The sequence below is a fragment of the Ochrobactrum sp. P6BSIII genome, from assembly GCF_014138065.1.
Classification (GTDB): Bacteria; Pseudomonadota; Alphaproteobacteria; order Rhizobiales; family Rhizobiaceae; genus Brucella.
Genome location: NZ_JACGXB010000008.1, coordinates 40,243 through 55,371, shown reverse-complemented (window position 1 = coordinate 55,371; position 15,129 = coordinate 40,243). Strand labels below are relative to the sequence as shown.

Below are 15,129 nucleotides of genomic sequence, written 5' to 3'. Positions count from 1 at the left end.
TGCTCGCCATTTCGTATCGAAACCGCTCTGCGATGGACCAAGCCAGGAATAATGCACAAGCCACAACAACCGTGGCCACATAAGTGTTCGGGCTCATTGGATTATCCGATGTTCAGTAATTGCAGCGCAAATACTTATCGGTGGTGTCAATGACAAGCTTCAATAAGACATGGCAGCTATGCGCGACCGCATAAAACCTCGTTTGTGCTAGAAAGGATCGCTCTCGATGTCTTTAAAGGCCCGAATCGAGCGGTTTTTCTTTGAAGCGCAGCCATCAGCGGTATGATCGGCGCTTCAATTTCATCAGAAAATATTGCGAAGCGTCGTGTTCGACGAGCACAGGGATCACAACAAATTAAACTTGACTATTATAGTCATATATAAGATGAGAGGCAGACACGCTGCCTTGTGGCGGCGCGCCAGTTTGTTCATTCCCATCCGACCGGGTTAATTAAAGTTTCGACCAATGTGGAACTTGCACCGTCTCTTCCAGAACCATGCCCGGGAGCTGAACCGGTTCTTTCGGCGCAGAGGGCATAATGCGGAAACGGCTGCCGATCTCACACAGGACACATTCGTCCGGGTTTTGACCGCAACGCCACAGGCGGACAACAACCCCCGCGCTTATCTGCATCAGATCGCCCGCAACCTGTCGATCGACCTCTACCGGCGCGAAAGGCTGTTCCAGCAATCCGATCTCGCGGAAGACGAATGGCAGCGGATTGCCGATACCACGCCGACGCCTGAAGCCGTGGTCTATGACCGGCAGCGTCTCGCGATCATCGAAAGCGCGCTCCTGGAATTGCCGGAAAAGACGCGCAGGGCCTTCGAGATGCATCGCCTTGATGAAAAGACGATTGCTGAGGTTGCATCCGAGCTTGGCCTTTCCGTGTCGCGGACATGGACGCTGATCAAGCGTGCCTATCTGCATTTGCGCCAGCGGCTGAAGGAAGACGCGTCCTTTTGATCGCTGTTCTGCCGCTTGCGGGTGAAAATTTCCGCCGCTCGTCCGTTTCACCAATTATAGAGAGATTGCTCCGGCTTGCGGAGTTGCAGCGCCACGAGGAACCGTTCGTTGATGGATGACAAAGTGTCGAAAAGCGAAAGGCTGTTCGAGGAAGCGCTGGACCTCGTCATCCGCATGCAGGACGATCCCGGTAATCCGGTCGCGCTTGACCTCGTTGCGCGCTGGCGCGCACGCAGCGCCGACCATGAGACGGCCTGGCGTGAGGCAATGGAAATTCATGGCATGGCCGGAAAGGTCATGCAGGCGCAGCGCAGCGCAGGAGGCCCGGGGCGAGGAATGTCGCGCCGTTCGGTTCTGTTTGGCGGCGTAGCCGGTCTGGCTGCCATCGGGGTGGGTTCCATGCTTGGGCCGCAGCTCGTCTTGCAGGCGCGCGCCGACTATCTGACGGCTACCGCTGAACTGCGGCGTGTCGCGCTGGAGGACGGAACGCAGGTGACACTCGGACCGGACAGCGCCATCCGGTCGCGCTTCGGCGAGCACGCCCGCAATGTCGAGCTGCTGGCTGGCATGGCTTTTTTCGACGTCTCGCCAGATACGGCGCGCCCATTTCAGGTGCAGACAGGCAATCTGGTGGCAACGGCGCTGGGAACAGCTTTCGATGTCAGCAATGATGCAGGCTATCTCGCTGTGTCTGTGGATCATGGCGCTGTGGATGTGAAGGTTCAGGCGGAAAGCTTACCCGCACAACCACCGGTCGGTGCAGGCGAATGGCTGTCCTTTGATCCACGCAGTTCCAGCTTCGAGCGCGGCATCCGCGACGTCAGCCAGATCGCGGCCTGGCGGGAAGGGCTGCTGGTGGCGGATCGCGATAGCATTGCCTCGGTTGTGGCCCGTATCGCGCGCTGGAAATCTGGTCGCGTGGTGCTGGCCCAATCGAGTTTTGGTGCTGAGCGCATTTCAGGTGTGTTCGACCTCAACCAGCCGTTATCGGCGCTCGAAGCCGTCGTCGAGCCCTATGGCGGTAAAGTCCGCCAGATATCCCCCTGGCTCACGATTATTTCCACGATCTGATTTTTCTTCCTCTTTTTTTGAAGCAGGGGGAGAAAATTACACAGCTCCGTCCGTTTCAGATAACAGGGCCGGAAGTTAGCTGCTGCCATACGACAGCCCATTTCTATAAATGGCGGATTGGAGTGGTTGAGCTATGGGGCTTGATGTCAATAATCGTGTTCGGCGGCAGTTTGGAATAGGTATTCTAACCACGGCGCTTCTGGGATCGACCTGCGTTTTCGCACTGTCATTGGCGACAAGTGGCGCCGCGCAAGCCCAGACAACAAGGCAGACTGCGTTCAACATCCCCGCCGGGTCGCTGTCCGGTGCGCTTGCCGCATTCGGCAAGCAGGCGGGATTGCAGGTGACCTATCTGCCGGAACTGGCCTCGGCAAAACGTTCCACCGGTGTTTCCGGCACGATGACATCAGAACAGGCGCTGACGAGGCTTCTCACCGGGTCTGGCATCTCCTATCGTTTTACAAGCGGCAGTACGGTGGCGCTTTCCGGCCAGACGGCAGCGGGGCAAGCACCGCTTGATGTTGCCGGGACGACACTTCTTGATACGATCACGGTGACGAGCGGCAGCGGTGTCGCGGCGTCAGATGCGCCTTACGTGACACCGGCAGCGACGAACTATATTTCCGCCGAGACAATCGAGCGGTTCAGGGGGTCCAGCCCCGCTGATATCTTCCGCGGCACACCGGGTGTGATGTCGGGCGAAGCCCGCAACGGCGCGGGTGCGGTCGATGTGAATATTCGCGGCATGCAGGGCTTCGGGCGCGTTGCCACCACCATCGATGGCGCAGAAAACGGCATCACTGTCTATCAGGGCTATCAGGGCCTTTCCAACCGAACCTATATCGACCCTGACTTCATCGGTGGCATCGATGTGCGCAAGGGATCGGATGCGACGTCGCGCGGTATTGCGGGCAGCGTCGCCATTCGCACAGTGAATGCGGACGATATCGTCAAGCCGGGCGACACCTGGGGTCTTCGCGTGAAGGGAGAATATGCCGGAAACTCCGCAACGCCGCATGGCGGCGCGAAGGGCGGTTATGAGTGGCCCTATTCTCCGGCTAACAACCCCGTGGCCGTTCCTTCAAGCGATGGCTTGGACAGGCCGTCTCTTCTCACGCCGACCGCCGGTTCAGGCAGCATCGTGGCGGCCATGAAGGAGGAAAACTACGATCTCCTTGCGGGCTACGCCTATCGCAAGCGTGGCAATTACTATGCAGGTAAGCATGGCCCTGCGGCGGAACCGATCAATGTCGGGCCGCGAAGGATCTGCAACAGTTCGGGTAGCTGGTGTGAAAACTGGCCGTCTTATGTCGAGAATGGTGGTCTGACGAATTACCGTGCTGGCGAAGAGGTGTTGAACACACAGCTCCAGACCGAATCTTATCTGACCAAGGCGACGCTGCGTTTTGATGGCGGCCACGAGCTTCAGCTTGGCTATAACGGTTTTCGCAGTGAAGCGGGCGATCTTCTCGCCTCGCGCTTCACCAGCGAACGCACCCAGCCGACACAGCAGGAGCTGACATCGGGCACCAAGCTCGATACGGGCACGCTACGCTATCGCTGGAACCCGGACGACAACGATCTGATCGACATGAAGGCCAATCTGTGGCTGACCAAGCTGGAGATGCGCAATCCGCGTCGCGGTTCGCCGATACCGACATCGGAATCGGTGGGTCTTCCGTCCGACTACAGAACTGGTGCGGACACGGTCATGTGGGGCGGCGATGTATCGAATACGTCAAGTTTCGATCTGAGCCGCTATGGTTCGGTCGATCTCACCTATGGCGTTTCCTATCTCAACGAGGATACCAAGCCGAGCGGATATACCGAGCTGCTCGAAGGGTGGTTGCAACTGCCAAGCGTCTATCGCGACGAAGCCGCCGTCTACACCAAAATGTCCTACAAGCCGGTGGACTGGCTGACGTTGAATACAGGTCTGCGCTATTCGCATTACTGGTCGCATAACCGTGGTGAGAGTTCCAATGTGGAAGCGGAGCCGAGCGAGCGTTCGCAGGGTGGGGTAAGCCCGACGGCGGGCGTTGTGGTCGAGCCTTTTGACGGCGCGCAGCTCTATGTGAATTATTCGAACGCGCTGCGTTTCCCGAGCGTTGTGGAGTCCATGGGTGTCTTCACCGTCATCCAGCCCGATCTTGCTCCAGAGCGGGGTAACAATTGGGACATCGGTGCAAATCTCAAACGGAGTGACGTGTTCCAGAGCGACGACACACTCATGATGAAGCTCGGTTACTTTAACTGGGACATCAAGAACTATATTTCGCGTGAATGGTGGAGCAGCCCGCTCGGCTATTCAAGCATGCGCATCCACAATATCGACCGGGCCCAGTTTTCCGGTCTTGAGTTTTCCAGCCGGTATGAGGCTGGTGGTTTCACCGCAGATCTCTCGGCAAACTATTATCTCGACGTGGAGTTTTGCCGAACCTCTGACACTTGCGGAAACAAGTCGCTCTATGGTGACTATGCGACCAACCATGTTCCGCCGAAATACTCGGTTGATCTCACATTGTCGCAGAAAATGCTCGACGACCGGCTGACGCTTGGCGGGCGCGTTTCCTATATTGGCCCGCGCGCAATCGGCCATGGCGATGTGACCGCAACCGGCGCAAGCGAGTTCATCTCGCAGACGCGCTGGAAGCCTTATACGCTGGTGGATGTATTCGCCGAGTACAAGGTCACCGACAGCCTGACGGCGACGGCGCGCATCGAAAATCTGACCGATCAATATTATGTCGATCCGCTGGGTCTGGTGAACCAGCCGGGACCGGGGCGCACCTTCTATGCTGGTCTGACGAGCACATTTGGTGGGGATCAAAAACTGCCGCAACTGTCGCCGTTCTCCCGCTCGCAAGGCGGCGCGCCGGGGATCGACTGGACCGGGTTCTATGCCGGTGTTCATACCGGCATGTCATCGGGGCGGACATGGGGCACAACCACCGCTCTTGATGGCACTGTGGACCCAATCTCTTCATCTGAATCGGCTGATCGCGGCTTCGGCGCTGCGCCGCTCTATGGTGTGCAGGCCGGTTATAACTACCAGTTCGGCAACCGTGTCGTGCTTGGTATAGAAGCTGATGTAAGCAAGACGCGGATGCGTGGTTCGCAGACCGCCATGATGCAGGAGGACTGGCTCCAGCCGGTCAATGACACAATGGGTATTCAGTCCGTGACCCATTACGACGTCGACTGGACAGGCTCGGTTCGGGGGCGTCTCGGCTATGCGCTCGACAATCGCTGGCTTGTCTACGGCACAGCGGGCGTGGCCTTCTTGCATGAGAGGCAGACACGCGATCAGTACCGCTATTCGATGGACATTATGGGCAAGGAAAGCACGGCCATGTTTGCCGTTGACCAATCTTCGGGGATGCGGGCCGGACTGACCATCGGCGGCGGTGTGGAATATGCGATCAACGACCGCTGGTCGGTGAAGGCCGACTACAATTACAGCCGGTTTGGAAACCGTAACTTTGCTTTCGAAAACGGACGGACCGGAACCAGCGGCAACTACACCACATCGGAACAGATTGGGACGGAGATCGTGCCGCCGGAGCCGTTCATCTGCGAAATCCTTGGTGGAGAGTTCTGTGAGCCGAGCGAGCGCCCGATCTACGAGACTGTCGAACACCAGGGAAGTTCCAGTGTCGTGAATGGACGCAAGGCATCGAACTCGCTTGATACGCATACGGTGAAGCTCGGCCTCAACTTCCACTTCTAGGTTGAGGGTAGGAACGGTTCGCACCATCGTCCAGATGGATGAGCCGTTCCTTCGTATCACATGCTCTTGTGAAGGAGATGTTCCAATGAATGCCATTGAACTATCAACCAGCAATGTCGATGTCCCTTCCAGTGAAACAATCCGCTATCCTGATGAAAGGCAGCGCGCTGGCTATCTCTCACTTGGCTTCATGCTTGGCGCTGCTTCTTTGGTTGGGCTGCAAGTGCCGCTGATGCCGTCGACCTTGTTTGCCTTCTGTGCGCTTCTCTGCCTTATCCAGCTGTCATCGCGCGCCTTGCACTGGTTCGAGACGAACGGCGTTGCGCGCCATACGCTTTCGCTCTGGCGGCGGCTCGGCGCGTTTCCTCGTTTTTTCCGGTTGGCGATTTTCGCCTTGGTAGCCATGCTTTGTGTGGTCACACTGGCGCTCGGTCCACGCCCCTTCTGGCATTTTGAAATGACGATCAACGCGTTGCTTTTTACAGGACTGCTGCTCTTTGTCGGGCCGCAGCGACGGGCAGGGCCGTGCGCCTGATGTGTCACGGGATGCAGGCCAGCGTGACATGAACCATATGGACGACAATTGGGAGCTCGAGACCAGTTTTGTGGAGTTTGTCCTGTGGGCTGCGGCAGGGCTTGTGGTTCTGTCCGTTCATGTTGGGGGGGCGCTTTGGCTCCTGCGTGAGCCTGCAATGGCGGCTGCCGATAACACACCGCCTGCCGCGATCATGATCGAGCTTGCGGAAACGCCGGAAGCCCAGATGACGGAAGAAAACGAAATCTCTCCCGATCAGGAAACCGCCGATGCAAGCACGCCTGCGAAGAAGCTGGAGGAGCCGATTGAAGAGCCGGAACAGCCCGAGGAAATAGTGGAGCAGGAGCCTGAGCCGGTTGAAGACGAACCGGCGGAAGAGCTGGTTCAGCTCGACAAGGTCGAGGTTCCGCTGACGCTCACAAGGCCCAAGCCGCAAGAGCCGGAAAAGCAGACCGTCCGGAAAGAAAAGCCGAAGAAAAAACCAGTGAAACAGCGCCAACAAGAGCAGGCCGCATCGCGGCAGGCCAATCAGGCGCAGGCGCAGGTAACACAATCCAATCGCAATGCGGCCCGCCAGTCGGCATCCGGCATGTTTGCCTCTTCAGTCAGTCCGGCCCGCTGGCAGTCACGGCTGATGGCGCATCTGGAGCGGCGTAAGCGTTACCCGGCGGGCGCGAAGTCTCGGCACGAGGAGGGTGTCGTCTATGTTCGCTTTCGCATCGATGAAACAGGCAAGGTATTATCAGCTTCTCTGGCACGTTCGTCGGGTTTCCCGGAACTCGACGATGAAGTCCTGTCGCTGGTGCAGCGCGCTTCGCCGGTTCCCGCACCACCGCCTGACGTCAACAGGACGGTTACTGCTCCGGTAAAGTTTTCGCGACGCTGATAGTTGCCGGACAATTCGTGGCCGAAAAGGCGGATAGTGACAGCGCGTCTGGTCGTGCTATCACTTGTCGCGTGAGGAACCTGATGCCCGGGAGGAGCAATGGCGACGAATACTGTAAAGGGCCCCGCGTCCTATTTTCCGTCTATAGAAGCTAAATATGGGCGTCCGATCGCTGAATGGAAAGAGCTGATCCGCGGCCAAAGCGGTAAGAAGCACATGGAGCTGGTCGCATGGCTCAAGCAGGAACATGGCATGGGCCATGGTCATGCCAATGCCCTTGTCGCGGATACACTGCGCGAGTGATTGCTCGCTAACCTTGGTTCAGCATATTTTGCATTCGTGTAGATGGCGTCAATCCAACGAATTGGATTGACGCTTTTCGCGGCTATTAGAGGTGATCGCGCGGAATGGTCTGGTTCCATTCACGGGTCGTCACCGCTGCACCATTTTCCTTCGCCGTCAGCACGCCGGAAATATAGAAATTTGCGGCGTCCGAATGCATTTTCGTAGTGCTTTCGATATCGATCATCCAGCCTTCGCGACCCATCTGATAGGCCTGTGTCAGCACATAAGATGCCGATAGCGGGTCATTGTCATTGATGCGCAGTTCACGCTTGAGGCTGTGGCTCAATTGCGTGCCGAGATCGTCAAAGCGCAAAATGCCTTCGCCGAACAGACCACCAATGCCTTCCGTCACATAGAGCGTTTCGCCGGTAACGTGATCCTGTTCGGTCCAGCGGCGCACGCTGCCCGGATCAAGCTGGGTCATCGGTGTTGCAGGACCATGCGCGGGCTTCTGGAAGGAAACCTTTGCATCGTCGGCAGACGGCTGGCGCACAGGCAGATCGAGAACCGACGTGGCTGTGTCGAGCGTCAAGGTCACGCGCTTTGGCGATGGCCAGACCATCGGCCAGTAGCCGGTCGCAACCGAAAGACGGATGTGATGGCCCTTCTTGAAGCTGTAGCCGCTATCGTTGAGCTTGATCGCGATTTCATAGGTCTTGCCGGGCACCAGCATTTCCGGCTTGTCGTGGCCGTTGATGTGGTTGAGGTTGAAGACCTGATAGCTGATGCGGGTGATACGGCCATCGGGCAGAACATCGCTCAGACGCAGCGAAACCTGTGCAACCGGCTGATTGACGGTGAATGTCAGACGCGCAACCGGTGCGCCCAGAATTTCCAGGTCTTCGATCAGAACAGCGGTGTCGAAGTTGAGCGAGCCGCCATCGTCAAGACGCTGATCGGTCGGGTGTTCGCCAGGGCAACCTGTCGCCATCCATTCGCCACCGGCCTTGCCATGGCTGCTTGGCGAGGAGATGGACAATATGCCCTTGGCAGCATCGGCCTTGCCCAGCGTGAAGTCAGCGCCAAGCGCGAAAGGCTTCGGCGTGATTTCGGTCGACGGCCAGTTCTGTTCGCCAACCCAGCGACCGTTGGTAAAGTCACGCGAGCCGGTTGGCTCGATGGTATCGCAGACATAGGCGCGCAGCTTCGGCTCGTCCATGATGCCGGTCTCTTTGCCCTTGAGCCACTGGTCCCACCAGCGTACAGCTTCCTGCAAGAAGCCGATTGCCGGGCCCGGCAGGCCGTCCTGCGGATAGACATGGCCCCATGGGCCGATAATACCACGCGCAGGAACCTGAAGGTTTTCAAGCAGGCGCGGAACGGCATTGGTGTAGCTGTCGGCCCATGCGCCGATGGCGAGAACCGGGCACTGGATTGCAGACCAGTCTTCGCAGACCGAGCCATGCTTCCAATATTCGTCGTAATGCTGGTGTTCAAGCCAGAGCGCAGGGAAGAATGGCAGACGCTCCAGACGTTCAATCCATGCATCGCGCCAGCCAGCGCCCACAATCGCCGGATCGAGCGGACGCGACTGATAGGCGAGCATGATCGTGCCCCACCACAGATTATCATTGAGCAGCAGGCCGCCCATGTAGTGGATGTCGTCGCGGAAACGGTCGTCGGTCGAATAGGCGGTGATGATCGCCTTCAATGCGGGCGGACGGCAGGCTGCAACCTGGAGACCGTTGAAGCCGCCCCAGCTCTTGCCCATCATGCCGACATTGCCGCTGCACCATGGCTGCTCAGCAATCCAGGCGATGACTTCGAGTGCGTCATCCTGTTCCTGCTGGATATATTCATCGGCCATATGGCCATCGGATTCGCCCGTGCCGCGCATGTCAACGCGGATCGCGGCATAGCCGTTCTGGGCGAAGTAGCCGTGCATTGGTTCATCGCGGCCACGCGTGCCGTCGCGCTTGCGGTACGGAATATATTCGAGCACGGCAGGAACGGGATTTTCCTCGGCGCCTTCAGGCAGCCACAGGCGCGCGCCAAGACGGGTGCCATCCTTGAGAGTGATCCACAGATGCTCGGTGACGTTTACAGTCATGATCGGTTCCAATTTCAATAAGAGAAGCCGGTGCGGCATTAGCGCCGCATCGGTAGTTCAACCGGCGGCACGTGCCTTGAGGATATCGTCCAGCCAGTCGCGGCGCAGCTCCGGAACGGATGTGATGAGCTGCTCCGTATAGGGCTCGTAAGGCGGTTCGAAGATTGCCTTCGTGGTGCCGGTTTCGACCACCTTGCCCTTCTGCATCACCATGGTGCGGTCGGCGAGCCGACGGACGACGCCAAGGTCGTGGGTGATGAAGAGATATGACACGTGCAATTCGTCCTGCAACTTGCGCAGAAGTCTGAGAATTTCCTCCGCGACAAGCGGGTCGAGCGCCGAGGTGACTTCATCGCAGATGATGAGATCAGGCTTGGCGGCCAGCGCACGGGCGATACACACACGCTGTTTCTGTCCGCCCGAAAGCGCGCCCGGCAGGCGGCTTGCGAAATCGGCAGGCAGGCCGATGAGTTCAAGCAGGCGCTTGACCTCAATCTCGCGCTGGTCCTCATTCATGCCGAAATAGAATTTCATCGGACGACCGATGATTTCACCAACGGTCTGGCGCGGGTTCAACGCCACGTCGGGTAGCTGGTAAACGAGCTGAATGCGGCGCAGTTCTTCACGGCTACGCTTTTTGTAGTTCGCTTCCAGCCGATGCCCGGCAAGCGTGATGATGCCGCTTGAGTGCGGCGGCAGGCCTGCAATGATGCGCGCAAGCGTCGATTTGCCGGAACCGGACTCGCCCACAACTGCAAGCGTTTCACCGCGACGGATATAGCAACCCACATCGGTCAGAACGAGTTTCTTGCCGTAATAGGCGGTTGCGCTCTTCACTTCGAGCAGGATTTCGCCGGTCTTGTGTTCGGCCTGTTCGCCCGAAATGCTGGCTTCACGTTCGGATACCAGACGTTGGGTATAGTCCTGCTTGGGTGCTTCGAGAATTTCTTCTGCAGAGCCAAGCTCGACCATCTTGCCATGACGAAGAACCATGATGCGGTCGGCGATTTGCGCCACCACGGCGAGGTCATGCGTGATGTAAAGAGCAGCGGTGTTATAACGCTGGATAAGGCTGCGCAAGAGTGCCAGCACCTCGATCTGGGTCGTCACATCAAGTGCGGTGGTCGGCTCGTCCAGCACCAGAATATCCGGGCGGCAGGACATGGCCATGGCGACCATGGCACGCTGCAACTGACCACCGGAAACCTGATGCGGATAGCGGTCGCCAAAATTGTCCGGGTCTGGAAGCTGTAGCGCGTGCAGCAGTTCCAGCATCCATGCCTTTGCTTCCGCTTTGGTCATCAGGCCATGATAAAGCGGGCCTTCCATAATCTGGTCGCCGATGCGATGCGCCGGGTTAAACGACGCCGCAGCACTTTGCGCCACATAGGCGATGCGTGCGCCACGCGCCTTTTCACGGGTCTCGCGGGTGCCGTCCATCAACGAAATATCGTCAACGACAACGGTGCCTTCCGCGATTCTACAACCGCCGCGGCCATAGCCCATTGCGGCCAGACCAATGGTGGATTTGCCAGCACCGGACTCTCCGATGAGGCCCAGCACTTCACCACGCTTCAGCGTCACATCGACATGATCGACAAGCGTTGCGCCATTGGGTGCTTTGACGACGAGGTCGGAGATTGAAAGAACGATATCCTTGCTCATCGATCAGCTCCCTGCGTGGTCGTGCGTCCGGCCAGAAGCCAGTCCACGACGAGGTTGACGCCAACGGTGAGAATGGCGATGGCAGCCGCCGGGAAGAGCGGTGCGTAGAGGCCGTAGAGAATGGCCTGCTGGTTGTCCTTCACCATGCCGCCCCAGTCCGCAAACGGTGGCTGGATGCCGAGACCAAGGAATGACAGACCGGCTACGAACAGGAAGGTGAAGCAGAAACGCAGGCCGAATTCCGCGATCAGCGGCGGCAGCGTATTCGGCAGGATTTCACGCCAGATCAGCCAGCCGAGACCTTCGCCACGCAAACGGGCGGTTTCGGCATATTCCAGCACATTGACGCCCTGCGCCACAATACGCGCCAGACGGAACACGCGGGTGGAATCGAGCAATGCGATGGTGATGATCAGCACCGGGAGAGAAGAGCCGAGCGCCTGAAGGATGACGAGCGCCGAGATGAGCACCGGAATGCACATGACGGTATCGACGATACGCGACAGGATCGTATCGACCCAGCCGCCGAAAATGGCGGCAAGGAAACCGAGAGGCACACCGACGCTGAACGACAACAGCGATGCAGCCAGTGAAACACCAATCGACATTTGCGCACCAAAGAGCAGGCGCGAGAGCATGTCACGGCCATTCTGGTCGAGACCGAACCAGAACTGGGCCGATGGCGGATCAAATGGCGCGCCGACAATATCTTCCTGACCATAAGGCGCGATCATGGGGCCAAACAGGAACATCAGGAGGCATAAGGTGACGATGGCGAGACCGACCCACGCCGTCAGGGGAATAGATTTCTTCATTGTCTTCACCGTGGGTGCCTCAGGCGCGGATTGAGCGCGATGGCAGCGACATCGGCGATGATATTGAGAATGACATAGGCCGCACCGAAGACGAGGGCCGCAGCCTGCACGAGCGGAAGGTCACGCTTGGAAACGGCGTCAACCATGAAGCGGCCAAGGCCGTTATAGTTGAAGACCGCTTCGACCAGCACCACGCCGGTGATGAGGTAAGCGATGTTGAACGCCACCACATTGACGATTGGCGCTGCCGCATTGGGCAAAGCGTGCTTGGTCACAACGCGCTTGGTGCGCAGACCTTTCAGATAGGCGGTTTCAACATAGGCCTGATCCATAACCGACAAAACGGCGGTGCGCGTCATGCGCATCATCTGCGCAACGGTCACCAGAACCAGCGTCAGTGCGGGCAGGGCCGTGGCCTGAATCCATTCAAGGAACGTCATGCCTTCATAGGTATCGGCAAGGCTCGGCAGCAGGTTGAAGCGGATCGACAGGAACAGGATCAGCAAAAGGCCGAGGAAATATTCTGGCAGCGAAACGAAGGCGAGCGCCACGATATTCACAACGCGGTCGAAGATGCCGCCGCGCTTAACCGCGGTAATGAGGCCAAAGAGAATGGCGATCGGGACGCTGATAACTGCTGCAAAGGCTGCAAGCGCCATCGTATTCCAGAAACGCGGCCACAGGAGATCGGCTACCGGTTGCTGATTGGCAAGCGAGGTGCCGAGATCGCCAGTCACGAAACCAGCCAGCCACGCGAAATAGCGTGCGAGGACCGGTTGGTTGAGACCGAGGCTTTCGCGCAGCGTCGCAAGCGCTTCCGGCGTGGCATTCTGACCGAGAATGGCGGACGCCACGTCACCCGGCAAGATCTGCGTGCCGGCGAAAATCAACGCCGACACGAGGAACAGCGTGAGGAGCCCGAGCCCCACACGCTTGATGATTAGAACGAACATTTATGCTTCCAGCCAGACTTTTTCGGCAAGGCGCGCACCCATCAGATTGAACATCGGATGCGTGGTTACGCCCTTGAGCTTCTTGGAGGTGGCGTCGAGATAGTCGCCGAACATCGGAATAAGCGCGCCGCCATCATTGCTGATCATGGCCTGCAATTCGGCGTAGATTTCCTTGCGCTTGGCCTGATCGAGCATCGCGCGGGCTTCGAGCAGCTTGGCGTCGAAATCAGCGCTCTTCCAATGCGTATCGTTTTGCGATGCGTTGGATGCATAAGCGACCGACAGGGCCTGATCGGCGGTCGGGCGACCACCACGATAAGACATGCAGAACGGCGCTTTCATCCAGACATTGTCCCAATATCCGTCAGCCGGTTCACGCTTGATATCGATCTCGATGCCCGACTTGGCGGCGGCGGTGCGGAAGATCGCTGCGGCATCGACAGCGCCCGTGAAGGCCGCATCGGAAGCGGACAGCTGGATTTTCAGCGAATCCATGCCGGCCTGTTTCAGATAGAACTTGGCCTTTTCCGGGTCATAGGCGCGCTGCGGCAGTGCGGCGTCGAAGAACGGGTCGGTGCTCGGGATCGGGTTGTCGTTGCCGAGACGCCCATAGCCGCGCAAGGCGGTCTTGAGCATCTGTTCACGGTCGATGGCGTGCTTGACGGCAAGACGGACATTGTTGTCGGTGAACGGTGCCTGCGTGCAATCCATCAGGAAGGAGAAGTGCTGGCCGCCAGACGACTGGACAATGTTGAGGTTCGGATTGCGCTTCAACAGATCGACGGTCTTGAAATCCAGCTGGTTGATGGCGTGCACCTGACCGGACATCATGGCGTTGGTACGGGCAGACACGTCGTTGATAACGATGACTTCAACCGCATCAACCCATGCCGTGTTCGGCTTCCAGTAGCTTTCATTGCGCGTGAAACGCGAACGCACGCCCGGCTGGAAACGCTCGAAAACGAAAGGTCCGGTGCCGACCGGCTTGTTGAAATCGGTCCAGTCTTTCGGAACGACGAGGAAGTGATAATCGGACAGGATGTAAGGCAGATCGGCATTACCGCTCTTCAGCGTGATCTTGACCGTGCCAGCATCGACCTTGGCGACATCGGTGAATTCCGATGCGAGCGAACGTGCGCCAGATGTGGTTTCGCCGCGATGCAGGTTGATCGAATAGATGACGTCGTCGGCGTCAAGCGTCTTGCCGTTATGGAAGGTCACGCCCTGACGAACCTTGAAGGTCCATTCCTTGGCGTCGGCTGATGGCTCCCAGCTTTCGAACAGTTCAGGCACAGCCTTATTGTCGGCGTCGATTTCGACAAGGCCGTTCATCAGCATGTAGGCCTGATTGACCGGAACCCAGTCCTTCAGAAGGCGCGGATCAAAATTGTCGGTCGTGCTGCCGCCGCCGATGCCGAGCTTGAGCACTCCGCCTTTCTTTGGCGCGCCTTCGCCTGCCGCCGCAGCGGGCGAGGTGATCAGGCCGCTCATGCCGGTGATGCCCACCAGACCGAGGCCGGCTGCGCCCGCCATGAAAGAACGACGCGTCAATTGAAACTGGCTTTTTTGCTCAGGCATTCTGTACCCCTGTGTTTAAGTCATAGCTTATCGGCTTTTGCGGGTGGGGTAGCTTACTGTAGCCCTTATTTTCAAGGGTTGATGTCGGATTTCTGGGTATGACTTTTAAGCATACCCCCATGCGAAATGTGTGTCTTGGCATTTGCGCGAACAGGAATAAAGGAGCGTCCAACAGTACCGGCAGGGGCGCTTTTCCGTAAGGGAAGCCGCTCCTGCTTTTTCAGATTTGGATGATCCTGGAGATCGAAAATGGGTTTGCCGGATGTTATCGGCTTGGTGGGCGCGTTCTTTTACCTTCTTGGCTATGCGCTGATTCAATTGCGTATTTTTACCGTCGACGATCCGGTCATTCCGCTGCTGAATGTGCTGGGCGGCGTCGCCCTGATCTATTCGCTGGCTTGGAACTTCAACCTCGGATCCTTCATTTCGCAGGTTGCCTGGCTGGTCATCACCGTTTTCGGATATATCCGCTTCCGCATGGTGTCGCGCCGCCGCGCCGCACTCCCGCAGGAATGATGCGTTTCGCCGGTCCCA

At 58.1% G+C, this 15,129-nt stretch carries 12 protein-coding genes; 7 read left to right on the top strand and 5 right to left on the bottom strand.

Translation table 11 applies throughout. From position 1 onward, the window contains the following. The first annotated feature begins 466 nt into the window (after positions 1–466). The 6 genes from FHW00_RS12965 to FHW00_RS12940 all read left to right on the top strand — a co-directional run bounded on the left by FHW00_RS12965 (position 467) and on the right by FHW00_RS12940 (position 7,492). Positions 467–967, top strand: coding sequence for an RNA polymerase sigma factor (locus FHW00_RS12965; RefSeq protein ID WP_078338928.1), 501 nt, complete (start codon positions 467–469; stop codon positions 965–967). Positions 968–1,078: 111 nt separating this feature from the next. Continuing rightward, positions 1,079–2,038: a FecR family protein gene (locus FHW00_RS12960; protein WP_078338927.1), complete on the top strand. Its 960-nt coding sequence runs from the start codon at positions 1,079–1,081 to the stop codon at positions 2,036–2,038. A 133-nt stretch (positions 2,039–2,171) separates the two neighbouring features. Continuing rightward, positions 2,172–5,768 carry a TonB-dependent receptor domain-containing protein gene (locus FHW00_RS12955; protein ID WP_078338926.1) on the top strand — a complete coding sequence of 1,199 codons (3,597 nt, stop codon included), beginning with the start codon at positions 2,172–2,174 and terminating at the stop codon, positions 5,766–5,768. 85 nt (positions 5,769–5,853) lie between these two features. Then, a complete protein-coding gene (locus FHW00_RS12950; RefSeq protein WP_078338925.1) occupies positions 5,854–6,303 on the top strand; it encodes a DUF454 family protein in 450 nt (149 codons plus the stop codon). Continuing rightward, positions 6,266–7,189: a TonB family protein gene (locus FHW00_RS12945; protein WP_445557929.1), complete on the top strand. Its 924-nt coding sequence runs from the start codon at positions 6,266–6,268 to the stop codon at positions 7,187–7,189. The genes FHW00_RS12950 and FHW00_RS12945 overlap by 38 nt, the downstream gene beginning before the upstream one ends. Positions 7,190–7,288: 99 nt before the next feature. After that, a complete protein-coding gene (locus tag FHW00_RS12940) occupies positions 7,289–7,492 on the top strand; it encodes a DUF4287 domain-containing protein (protein ID WP_078338923.1) in 204 nt (67 codons plus the stop codon). 85 nt (positions 7,493–7,577) lie between these two features. Here FHW00_RS12940 and FHW00_RS12935 read toward each other — a convergent pair whose 3' ends face one another. From FHW00_RS12935 to FHW00_RS12915, 5 genes are read right to left on the bottom strand one after another with little or no spacing between them, the layout of a single operon-like run. Beyond that, positions 7,578–9,584, bottom strand: a complete 2,007-nt coding sequence (locus tag FHW00_RS12935; protein WP_078338922.1) for a CocE/NonD family hydrolase — start codon at positions 9,582–9,584, stop codon at positions 7,578–7,580. Between the two features lie 57 nt (positions 9,585–9,641). Beyond that, positions 9,642–11,249, bottom strand: coding sequence for an ABC transporter ATP-binding protein (locus FHW00_RS12930; protein WP_078338921.1), 1,608 nt, complete (start codon positions 11,247–11,249; stop codon positions 9,642–9,644). Further along, on the bottom strand, positions 11,246–12,064 hold the full coding sequence (locus FHW00_RS12925; protein ID WP_121539578.1) for an ABC transporter permease: 819 nt from the start codon (positions 12,062–12,064) through the stop codon (positions 11,246–11,248). The genes FHW00_RS12930 and FHW00_RS12925 overlap by 4 nt, the downstream gene beginning before the upstream one ends. Positions 12,065–12,069: 5 nt before the next feature. Then, entirely contained in the window at positions 12,070–13,017 is a 948-nt protein-coding gene (locus tag FHW00_RS12920; protein ID WP_078338919.1) for an ABC transporter permease, read from the bottom strand. Further along, the gene (locus tag FHW00_RS12915) at positions 13,018–14,595 is read right to left on the bottom strand and encodes an ABC transporter substrate-binding protein (RefSeq protein WP_113533882.1); all 1,578 of its coding nucleotides are present in this window, start codon (positions 14,593–14,595) and stop codon (positions 13,018–13,020) included. A gap of 249 nt (positions 14,596–14,844) precedes the next feature. On the opposite strand from FHW00_RS12915, the gene FHW00_RS12910 reads away from it, so the two are divergent. Then, entirely contained in the window at positions 14,845–15,111 is a 267-nt protein-coding gene (locus FHW00_RS12910) for a CBU_0592 family membrane protein (protein WP_061348194.1), read from the top strand. Positions 15,112–15,129 lie beyond the last annotated feature (18 nt).